Here is a 9,121-nt window from a genome sequence, read left to right as displayed (position 1 = left end):
GGCGCGGGGCGGCGGGGGCGTGGGCGGGGGCGGTGAGGGGGGGCGCGGGCGTCGACCGCGGGGCGGCGGACAATGCGCGGGCGGGGGGCGCCGGGGCGAGCGCCGCCGCGCCCGCTGCGGGGCGATAGCCCTGCGGGCGCGGCGGCAGCACCAGTTCGTCGCCCCGGCGCGGCCGGTAGCCCGTGGGCAGGCCGTTATAGGCGGCCAGTTCGCTGGCGCTGAGCCCGACCCGCGCGGCCATGGCCTCGACGCTGTCGCCGTCGCGGGCCTGCACAACCGCGTAGTCGCCGTAGTCGATCACGCCGCGGGGGTCGGTCTCGGGCGCCGCGGACAGCGCCCGGGGCGCCGCGGACTGGGCCTGCGGCGTCGGCGGGGGCGGCGCGGCGGCGACCGGCGGCGCATCGTCGCCGCCGCCGGCGCAGGCGGCCAGCGTCAGCGCCCCGAGCAGAAGCGCGGGCAGGGTCGGGCGAGCAAAGCGAGTGGTCATGCGCTGTCGTCATCCTCATCAGTTCGGCCTGGACGCGGCCGGCTTGCCTGCCGGCGGCGGCGCCGTTCAGTCGCGGCCGAAATCATCCTCGGCAACGCCCTCGAGCAGCGGCACGAAACGCACCGGCGCAAGTTCAGTATACTCCGGTCCGGCCTCGGTCTTGGTGATTTTTATCAGTTGCTGCACATCGTCGGTCTGGCCCACGGGCAGCACCATGATGCCGCCGGGGCGCAATTGGTCGAGCAGGATCGAGGGCGTGTCCTCGGCGGCGCAGGTCAGGATGATTCGATCGAACGGCGCCTGTTCGGGCAGCCCGACGGCGCCGTCGCCGCAGATCACCGTGACGTTGTGCAAATCCAGCTCGCGTTCCAGCAGCGCCCGGGCGCGGCGCGCCAGCAGGCGGTGGCGTTCGATGGCGTAGACCCGGCGCGACAGCCGCGCCAGCACCGCCGCCTGATAGCCCGATCCGGCGCCGACCTCGAGCACCTTGCAGCGTGGCGTCACCGCCAGCGCCTGGGTCATCAGCCCGACGATGGAGGGCTGCGATATGGTCTGGCCGCAGGCGATGGGCAGGGGGATGTCCTCGAGCGCGCGCGCCTTGAAGGCGTGGCCCAGAAACGGTTCGCGCGGGGTCTTTTCGATGGCGTCGAGCACCCGCGGGTCGGTCACGCCATGCGAACGCAGGGCGAAGATCAGCCGCATCAGCCCCTCGCTGGCGTCGCCCCCGGTCATCGGATCGCCGCGCCGGTCATGTCAGGCGGCCGCGCCGCCGCGCCCCAGCGCCGCGCCGACCTCGTCGATCATCTCGTGGGCGCAGAGATCGGCGCGCAGCGGCGTCACCGTCACCCAGCCCTCGGCGCATTCGCGCGCGTCCGACCCGGGCGCCGACTGGGCGTTGCCGGCGCCGTGGGTGAGCCAGAAATAGCTGCGCCCGTTGGGGGCCACGCTTTCGGTCACCCCGAAGGCGCCGGCCGGGCGGCGCCCCTGGGTGGCGGCCGTCACGCCCTTGACGCGATCGGCGGGCACCGGCGGGAAGTTGATGTTGTAGAACAGCTGGTAGGGGGCGCTTTCGTCCCAGGGCAGGGCAAGCACCTGGCGCACCATGTCCGGTCCGGCGCGGCGCGCGGCCTCGAAGCTGTCGTCGAGATTGATGTTCTCGGGGCCGAAATACTGGCTCATGGAAATCGCCCGCGTGCGATGCAGCACGGATTCGATGGCCCCGCCCACGGTGCCCGAATACAGCACGTCCTCGGCGATGTTGTGGCCGCGATTGACGCCCGAAAGGATCAGGTCGGGGGGCGAATCCTTCATCAGGTGATGAATGCCGACGATCACGCAGTCGGCGGGCGATCCGTCCACCGCGAAGCGGCGCGGGCCCAACGGATTGAGCCGCATGGGCTTGGTGTAGGAGATGCAGTGCGACACCCCCGACTGCTCCATTTCCGGGGCCACGACCCAGACCTCGCCATCCGCGCCGGCGATCTGCAGGGCGATGTCTTCGGCCGCCTTCAGCCCCGGCGCCATGATGCCGTCGTCATTGGTGATGAGAATGCGCATTGCCGTGTGGTCTCCTGACGCCGCGAACCGGCGTTGTTCCGGTTTCGTGTCTATCCGGCCCTGTTGCGGGCGTCCATACCCGACGATGGTCCGGGCGACTGGGCCCGACGATGGTCCGGCGATTTTTCGGGGGGCTGTTCCCGGACGCAAAAAGATGTGCCAGACATTGAGCAACGAAAGCGAGATCGAGGAGCACAGGGGATGGGAGCCATTGCCGGCACAAGCGGCGCGGATCACCTGATTGGCGGCCCGGGCGCGGACACGCTGATCGCGCTTGGCGGCGCCGACACGCTTGAAGGCGGGGCCGGCGGCGACGTCTACCAGCTGTCGCAGCCGCCCGGTTCGACGCACAGCGCGCTGATCCGCGACGCCTCGACATCCGGCGCGCCGGACATGATCACCGGGCTGCGCGGGTTCTTCGCCTCGGCCTCGCTGGGCTACAGCGCCTGGGCGTCGCTGGAGCGGGTGGGCGACGACATGGTCATGCACATGCCCTACAAGCCCTCGGGCTTTCGCAAGACCGGCTTTGGCGGCATCGTCGTCACCATCGAGAACCATTTCGCCGGCCACGCCGTCGAAAAGGCGCAGATCGGCGGCGTCGACTACCGTCTGCTGACCGGGTTGAACGGCTATGGGGTCAATGACGTGTTCGTCGGCGACGCGGCGGGCGAGGTGGTGCGACTGCGCTACGGCGCCGACATCGCCTATGGCGGCGGCGGCGACGACACCATCTTCGCCGGCCATGGCGACGACACCGCCTTTGGCGACGCCGGCGCGGACGAACTGCGCATGGCCCGGGGCCATGACCGCGCCTATGGCGGCGACGGCAACGACAGGATCTACGGCGGCGGCGGTCGCGACTGGCTGTATGGCGACGCCGGCGACGATCAGGTGCGCGGCGGCGCGCAGGATGACTGGCTTTACGGCGACGCCGGCAATGACAAGGTCTTCGGCGGCGGCGGCTGGGATCGCCTGACCGGCGGCGAGGGCGATGATTTCCTGGTCGGCGGCAAGGGCGGCGACATCTATGATTTCGCCGTCGACGGCGCCGGTTTCGGCCATGACGTGATCTGGGACAACGGATCCGTGGCCGCCTACAGCGCGGCCCGCGGCGCGGTCTCCAGCGACACGATCCGGGTGTCCGGGGTCTACGGGCCGGGCGGCGCCCCGCAGGACATCTCCGATTCCATGGCCATCGAGCGCATCGGCGCCGACATGAAGCTGAGCTTTGACGTTGACGGCGCGCAGTCCAGCATCACCGTGCGCGGGGAATTCGCCGCCAACCAGAAGAACGCCATCGAGAACCTGCAGTTCTTCGCCGCCTACTGGACGCCGGTGTCGTTCCGCATCGCCGCGGCGGATCTTCAGGGCGTGGGCGAGGGGCGCAGCTATGGGACGCCGGCCTATGATCACCAGATCAACGAGCTGCTGTTCGGCACGGATGGCGACGAGGTGTTCTTCTCGGGCAACGGGCGCAACCTGATCTGGACCGGCGGCGGCGCCGACGTGCTGGAATACCGGCTCGGTTCGGGGCCGCAGGATCATTTCATCGGCACGGAGCTGTATATCGGCGAAGTGGTCGACACGGTGATGGATTTCGACGTGACCGCCGACCGGCTCGATTTCCGCGAGATCCAGGCGATCGGCTTCCAGAGCCTCGGCATCACCGAGGACGCGGAGGGCGACGCGCGGATCCACTGGAACGCGGGCTCCTTCGAATTCGCCAATATCAGCATCGAGCTGCGCGGCGTCGCCGCCGTCGACGTCACGGCGGACATCATGTTCTTCGCCTGAGCGGCAAGACAACCGCCGCCGCCCCGCGCCGGATGACCCGGGACGGCGGGCGGAACGGCGGGCGGAACGGCGGGCGGGGCAGGGATTCGGGTTTGAGCGGAGCGCGTCTGCGGGATGCGTTCGGGGGCGGGATCTTGAAGCGAGGGGAACGGGATCATGGCCACGATCAACGGAACCGGCGGGGCCGATCATCTGATCGGCGGGCCGGACGCGGATGTCCTGAACGCCTGGGGCGGTTCGGACACGCTCGAGGGCGGCGCCGGCGGCGATCACTATGCGCTGATCCAGCAGGTCGGCCACATGGCGCCGAGCAGCATTCGCATCAGCGACGCGTCGGTGTCGGGCGCGCCGGACATGGTGACGGGGCTGCGCAGCCTGCCGATTTCGGCACGGCGCGGCGTTGACGACGCCGGTCTGCAGACCGACGATCTGGAGCTTCACGTCAACGGCAAGGCTTCGTGGTTTCGCCACAAGGGGTACGGCGCCGTGGATCTGGCGATCGAGAACCACTTCGCCGGGCATGCGGTCGAAAAGATCGAATTCGGCGGCGTGATCTATCGCGCGTTGACCGGGTTTGACGGCTACGGCCTCGCCGATCTGTTCGCCGGCGGCGCGACGGGCGAAATCGTGCGCCTGCGCCATGGCGACGATCTGGCCTTTGGCAATGGCGGCGACGACACCATCTACGCGGGCCACGGCGATGACCGGGTGATCGGCGGCGCCGGCGACGACGTGCTGCGGCTTGCCCGGGGCAACGACTACGGCCATGGCGGCGACGGCGACGACCGGATCTACGGCGGCTACGGGCTTGACGAACTGGCGGGGGGCGGCGGCGCGGACGATCTGTTCGGCGGCGGCAATGACGACCGGCTGGACGGCGGGGCCGGCAATGACCGCCTGCGCGGCGGCGGCGGCTGGGACCGGCTGGCCGGCGGCGAGGGCGACGACCGGTTGTTTGGCGGTCACGGCGGGGATGTCTACGCCATGAACGCCGCCGGCGCCGGGTTCGGTCACGACATCATCCACGAAGGCGGGCGCGCGGCGACCTATGACGCCGCGCGCGGCATGGTCGCCATCGACACGCTGGAAGTGTCGGGGATCTACGGACCGCCCCTTGGGCGCCCCGAGAACATCGCCGACAGCATGACCGTCAGCCGTGTCGGCAATGACATGGCGCTGAGCTTCAACGACGGCGCGTCAAGCGTCACCGTGCGCGGGCAGTTCGCCGCCGGCGGGTTCGGATTCATCGAAAAGCTGCAATTCAACGCCGACCAGTGGATCGACCGGTCCTTCATGATCGCCGCCGCCGATCGTCAGGGCGTGAACGAGGGGCGGATCAATCCCGGCGGCGGCCTGCTCAACAGCAAATCCAACGAACTGCTGTTCGGGACCGATGGCGACAACCGGATTTTTGGGGATAGCGGCCGCAATCTGATCTGGACCGGCGACGGAAACGACGTGCTGGAATATCGGCTCGGCGACGTGGCCAACGACGAATACAGCGCGGAATACTACACCGGCGCGATGATCGACACGGTGATGGATTTCGACGTGACGCGCGACCGGCTGGATTTTCAGGAGATCGCCGGACTTGGGTTCCAGAACATCGTGGTCAGCGAGGACGCCGAAGGCGACGCGCGGCTGCACTGGAGCGCGGGTTCGGCGCAATTCGCCGACATCGAGATCGAACTGCGCGGCGTTGGCGCCGCCGAGGTGTCGGCGGATTTCATGTTCTTCGCCTGAAACGCGAAGACCTCATCCGGCCTCGGGGCCGGTGGGGGCGGGGTCGCCGAGAGTGGGACGGCGGATCTGTGCGGGCGTGAACCCGCCGGGGTCAAGAGTGTCCGACCCCGGCGGGTTCTGGCGTATCGTCCGTCCCCGCCTCCGGCTTACTTCACCTCATAGGCCGCGGAATCCTCAAGCACCGACAGGATCACCGCCTTGACCGCGTCCTCCGAGAACCCGGAATCCTGATAGATCCGGTACAGCTTGAAATCCGAGATCCGCGACAGCACGAACCAGGCCAGCTTCGCCGCCTGGGGCGAGTCCGGATCGACGCCTATATCGGCGGCCACCGCGCGGATCCATTTATGCGCCGACTTGCCCGCGACGTAATGCGAGAACGACCAGTCGCCGTCGGAATAGGTGGCCAGGAACCATTCGACGCGGCGCTGATCGAGGTTCAGTTCCGGCGCATCGGTCCCCGCATAGGCGGCGGCCTCGGCCATGGCGCCGTTGAACCCCTGGCGCTTGCCGTCCTTGTCGGTGATGTCCACGTCCCATTGCGGATCGAAATGCGCCGAGGCGGCGCCGAACAGCAGCCGCTGCGGAGCGCCGCGTTTCAGCAGCTCCGAATACACCACCGCGCCGTGCTCGCCCATCCAGCCCCATTTGGCGATGCCGTCCTTGCCGCCCCATGACGCGGGGAACCAGTCGGGCTTCTTCACCTTGCCGGTGGTCTCGTCCCAGTCGTACCAGACCTTGCTCCAGTCATGCAGGGCCAGTTCGGCGATGATCAGGTCGCGGTCGGTGTTGGATATGCCGTGGATGCTTTCGAAGGTTTCGGACCAGCCCAGCGCGATTTCGATCACCTCGACCAGATGCACCGCCAGCCCGCCGGGATAGTGGTGATGGCCGGGGCCGCCGGTGGCCGGCGCGGTGCGCAGGGCGTCGGGCGCGGCCGTGCTGTTGAACACCGTGGATTGCGGCGCGTCATACATGTCGAGCACGAAGCCGCGCAGCTCCGGGTCCTCGATGGCGTTCATGTAGCCGATCAGCCGGTTGTAGGCGGCGGTGGTCCAGGCGCCGGTTCTGGCCATTTCCGTCGGCGTCATCGCCAGGATCTGGTCAATGCGGGCCTTGGCGACTTCCGCCGCCTCCGCCGTCAGCGTCTGCGCGGCGACGAAAAGGGCCGCGGTGGTCAAGAGAAGTCTGCGCATCATGTGTCCTCCCAGAACAACAATCGAGCTTTTGCCGCTTCGATTTGGATTGCGACGCGCCGCAAGCTTCGCTGCCGCGCGGCGCCCGCTGCAAATCGACGGGCGCGCCTGTATTCATGGCCTATATTTCATCCGCGCGACAGTTTTTTGGTGTTTTCGTTTTGGGCGCATTGCGGCGCGCAGGCGAACGGCCCGCCTGCGCAGGCGGGCCGTGGGGCATGCGCGGAATCGGCGGGATCGGGCGGTCAGCGAACCAGCGCGCCCTCGGGCGAAATGGCGACGGCGCCGCGCATGCCGCCGCGCAGGGCCTCGGGGATGCTTACCGAACCGTCGGCCTGCTGGTGGTTTTCAAGCACCGCGATCAGGCAGCGCCCCACCGCCAGCCCGGAGCCGTTCAGCGTATGCACGAATTCCGGTTTTTTCGCGCCCTCGCGCCGGAAGCGGGCGTTCATCCGCCTGGCCTGGAAATCACCGCAGACCGAGCACGACGATATCTCGCGATACTTGCCCTGTCCGGGCAGCCAGGCTTCGATGTCGTAGGTCTTTCGCGACCCGAACCCCATGTCGCCGGTGCACAGCGCCAGCGTGCGATAGGGGATTTCCAGCGCCTCCAGAATGCCTTCGGCGCAGCGGGTCATGCGCGCGTGTTCATCGGCGCTGTCCTCGGGGCGGGTGATCGACACCATCTCGACCTTTTCGAACTGGTGCTGGCGCAGCATGCCCGAGGTGTCGCGCCCGGCGCTGCCGGCCTCGGAGCGGAAGCACTGCGAATGGGCGACGTAGCGGCGGGGCAGGGTGGCGTCGTCGACGATCTGCCCGGCGACCAGATTGGTCAGCGGCACTTCGGAGGTCGGGATCAGCCACCAGCCATTGGTGGTGCGATAGCTGTCCTCGGCGAATTTCGGCAATTGCCCGGTGCCGAGCATGGCCTCGTCCTTGACCAGCACCGGGGTCCAGATCTCGGTGAGGCCGTTCTGCTCCACATGGGTGTCGAGCATGAACTGCGCCAGCGCCCGGTGCAGGCGCGCCATGGCGCCCGACAGCACCACGAAGCGGCTGCCCGAAAGCCGCGCGGCGGTTTCGAAATCCATGCCCGGCCGGGCGGCGGCGATGTCAAAATGCTCGCGCGGCTCGAATTCGAAAGTCCTGGGCGCGCCCCGGCGGCGCAGCTCCACGTTGTCGTTTTCATCCTTGCCGTCGGGCACGTCCGCGGCGGGCAGGTTGGGGATGCCCATGAGCAGGTCGGCGAGGCGCGCATCCTCGGCCCTGGCCTCGTCCTCGAGCCGGGCGATTTCGTCCTTCTTGGCGGCGAGCAGGGCGCGCAGGCGCTGGAATTCGGTCTCGTCGCCCTTGGCCTTGGCGGCGCCCACCAGTTTGGAGGCCTGATTGCGCGCCGCCAGCGCCGCCTCGGCGGCGGCGATCTTTGCGCGCCGCGCGGCGTCGATGGCCAGCAGATCCGCCGCGGCGGGCGCAATGCCGAGCCGCGCCAGCCCGGCGTCGAAAGCCTCGGGGTTTTCGCGTATCCGTCGAATGTCATGCATGGGTTTTTTCCGTGACTTCCCAGAGCGCCGCTTTCTTGTCTTTGCGCGCGGGTTATGCCTGATCGGGCGCGACGGGGGAAGGGGCGAGCGGTTTGATTTCGTTGGGGGCTATTCCAAACGCATTGTCGAAATTCGCTCCGTGATAGGTTGCGCCATTGAGCTCCGCCATCGTGATGCGGGCTCACTGAAATTGGGCCCCGATCAGGTTCGCTCCCACAAGATTTTTGCATCGAAAAATTTTCCTTGCAGCCGCGCTTCTTTAAAATTCGCGTTTGGTAGCGTCTCTGTAATAAAATATGCTTCTTTCAATCGCGTAGACCAGAAGTTTGCGCCAGGAAAATTTGCGCTCCACAATTGAGAGATCCAAACGACGCATCGTCAAGGCTGGATTCTCTTGAAAGAGTTCTTTTCTGTGCTTGCGCCTTCTAGTCGGCTGTTCGCGAGTATTGCATAGGCTAGATTCAAGCCGTAGAGATCTGCGCATTGCAGATTTACATTGTGCAGGTCCAGCGCATAGGGTTTTGCCAGCGCACGTTCATATATACGCCGTTCCTGGCTGCGATTGCCGATGACAGTGAGCGCCGTCTGGATGTCCACGCGTGGGGGCGGCAGCGTTTCAACCCACTCTTTCAGGCATGTGCCTGGGTGCTCCCCATCCTTCGGTGCGCGCCCCGGCTGCGGCTGTGGAACCGCCTCACTGGCAGGCGCGTTTTCGCGTATATAGGCGCAGAGGATCTTCATGATCGGGATGTGATCGCGTTCGCTGTCCTGCGCGATGCGTTCGAGCGCGAAGATGGCGCCGA

The 9,121-nt window shown here is 67.6% G+C and carries 9 protein-coding genes; 3 read left to right on the top strand and 6 right to left on the bottom strand.

Going from position 1 to position 9,121, the window contains the following annotated elements; translation table 11 throughout:
• The 3 genes from AC1HC7_RS07910 to surE form a co-directional block, all read right to left on the bottom strand.
• The coding region (locus tag AC1HC7_RS07910; protein WP_479498911.1) for a LysM peptidoglycan-binding domain-containing protein at positions 1–487 on the bottom strand (487 nt) is incomplete at its 3' end.
• A gap of 66 nt (positions 488–553) precedes the next feature.
• Complete coding sequence (locus tag AC1HC7_RS07905) at positions 554–1,219, bottom strand: protein-L-isoaspartate(D-aspartate) O-methyltransferase (protein ID WP_479496343.1); 666 nt, start codon at positions 1,217–1,219, stop codon at positions 554–556.
• A 21-nt stretch (positions 1,220–1,240) separates the two neighbouring features.
• Positions 1,241–2,044 (bottom strand): 5'/3'-nucleotidase SurE, encoded by an 804-nt coding sequence (surE, locus tag AC1HC7_RS07900; RefSeq protein ID WP_479496344.1) that lies wholly within the window; start codon positions 2,042–2,044, stop codon positions 1,241–1,243.
• A gap of 201 nt (positions 2,045–2,245) precedes the next feature.
• On the opposite strand from surE, the gene AC1HC7_RS07895 reads away from it, so the two are divergent.
• Both AC1HC7_RS07895 and AC1HC7_RS07890 read left to right on the top strand, forming a co-directional pair.
• Entirely contained in the window at positions 2,246–3,838 is a 1,593-nt protein-coding gene (locus AC1HC7_RS07895; protein WP_479496345.1) for a calcium-binding protein, read from the top strand.
• Positions 3,839–3,994: 156 nt separating this feature from the next.
• Positions 3,995–5,581: a calcium-binding protein gene (locus AC1HC7_RS07890; protein ID WP_479498910.1), complete on the top strand. Its 1,587-nt coding sequence runs from the start codon at positions 3,995–3,997 to the stop codon at positions 5,579–5,581.
• Positions 5,582–5,727: 146 nt separating this feature from the next.
• On the opposite strand, the gene AC1HC7_RS07885 is transcribed toward AC1HC7_RS07890, so the two are convergent.
• Positions 5,728–6,777, bottom strand: a complete 1,050-nt coding sequence (locus AC1HC7_RS07885; RefSeq protein WP_479496347.1) for a hypothetical protein — start codon at positions 6,775–6,777, stop codon at positions 5,728–5,730.
• A gap of 245 nt (positions 6,778–7,022) precedes the next feature.
• Positions 7,023–8,318, bottom strand: a complete 1,296-nt coding sequence (serS, locus tag AC1HC7_RS07880) for a serine--tRNA ligase (RefSeq protein ID WP_479496348.1) — start codon at positions 8,316–8,318, stop codon at positions 7,023–7,025.
• On the opposite strand from serS, the gene AC1HC7_RS07875 reads away from it, so the two are divergent.
• Positions 8,317–8,676, top strand: a complete 360-nt coding sequence (locus AC1HC7_RS07875) for a hypothetical protein (RefSeq protein ID WP_479498909.1) — start codon at positions 8,317–8,319, stop codon at positions 8,674–8,676. The two genes, serS and AC1HC7_RS07875, sit on opposite strands and share 2 nt — an antisense overlap.
• 20 nt (positions 8,677–8,696) lie before the next feature.
• Here AC1HC7_RS07875 and AC1HC7_RS07870 read toward each other — a convergent pair.
• The coding region (locus AC1HC7_RS07870; RefSeq protein WP_479498908.1) for a pentapeptide repeat-containing protein at positions 8,697–9,121 on the bottom strand (425 nt) is incomplete at its 5' end.

This window comes from Oceanicella sp., assembly GCF_056449545.1.
Note: the sequence above shows the minus strand (reverse complement) of the source record. Positions and strands in the feature narration are given on the sequence as shown.

Bases quoted from the DNA above. Each gene is read 5' to 3' on its own strand.
- AC1HC7_RS07875 (WP_479498909.1), top strand. From the start codon at position 8,317: ATGGGTTTTTTCCGTGACTTCCCAGAGCGCCGCTTTCTTGTCTTTGCG.
- AC1HC7_RS07890 (WP_479498910.1), top strand. From the start codon at position 3,995: ATGGCCACGATCAACGGAACCGGCGGGGCCGATCATCTGATCGGCGGG.
- AC1HC7_RS07885 (WP_479496347.1), bottom strand. From the start codon at position 6,777: ATGCGCAGACTTCTCTTGACCACCGCGGCCCTTTTCGTCGCCGCGCAG.
- surE (WP_479496344.1), bottom strand. From the start codon at position 2,044: ATGCGCATTCTCATCACCAATGACGACGGCATCATGGCGCCGGGGCTG.
- serS (WP_479496348.1), bottom strand. From the start codon at position 8,318: ATGCATGACATTCGACGGATACGCGAAAACCCCGAGGCTTTCGACGCC.
- AC1HC7_RS07905 (WP_479496343.1), bottom strand. From the start codon at position 1,219: ATGACCGGGGGCGACGCCAGCGAGGGGCTGATGCGGCTGATCTTCGCC.
- AC1HC7_RS07895 (WP_479496345.1), top strand. From the start codon at position 2,246: ATGGGAGCCATTGCCGGCACAAGCGGCGCGGATCACCTGATTGGCGGC.